General features: G+C 65.8%; 1 protein-coding gene. It reads right to left on the bottom strand.

Annotation, left to right across the window (positions count from 1 at the left end):
- On the bottom strand, positions 1-530 hold a 530-nt coding region (locus QZX79_RS03990; RefSeq protein WP_294564995.1), incomplete at its 3' end, for an MFS transporter.
- Positions 531-590 lie beyond the last annotated feature (60 nt).

Here is a 590-nt window from a genome sequence, read left to right as displayed (position 1 = left end):
GCGACGAGTACGAGGTGCTTCAAGTAGGGGGTCGATTCCGGTCCGGGCAGCCATTGGGCGATTATCCCTGCTGCCAGAGGGCCTGCCGCGAAGCCGGCGCTGAGGGCGGCCGCTGCACGGGTCACTCCCGCCTCTTTTGCTCCTCCCCGGTCGGAGAGTTCCTTGACCCAGGCAGTTCCTGGCCCGAAGGTGGCACCGGCGGCAATTCCCACGAGGATGCGGCCGATGAGGAGGCCTGCGAATGAATCGCCTGCGAGCAGGAGCACTCCGGAACCGACAGCCGAGAGCAGAAGTGCCGAGATGACGACAGGTCGGCGGCCCCAGCGGTCGGAGACGGGGGCCAGAAACAGCAGCGCCGGTATGAGGCCGAGGGCGTAGGCGCCAAACAGTGCCGATACCTCGACCGGGCTGAGCGCCGCACGGTACACCTGCAGCAGGGGCGCGAACATGTTCGCCCCCCAGGCGACGACGAACATCGTCAGGGCTGTGCTGGCCCATGAGCGGGAAGGAGTGGGGGAGAGTGAAGTCATCGCGCTTCACCGCCTTGGTGCACGGGTGCACTGGTCATTTTTGATTCCTTCGTGATCGTA

It is taken from the genome of uncultured Arthrobacter sp., assembly GCF_902805515.1.
Classification (GTDB): Bacteria; Actinomycetota; Actinomycetes; order Actinomycetales; family Micrococcaceae; genus Arthrobacter_D.
This window is presented reverse-complemented; position numbering and strand designations above follow the sequence as displayed.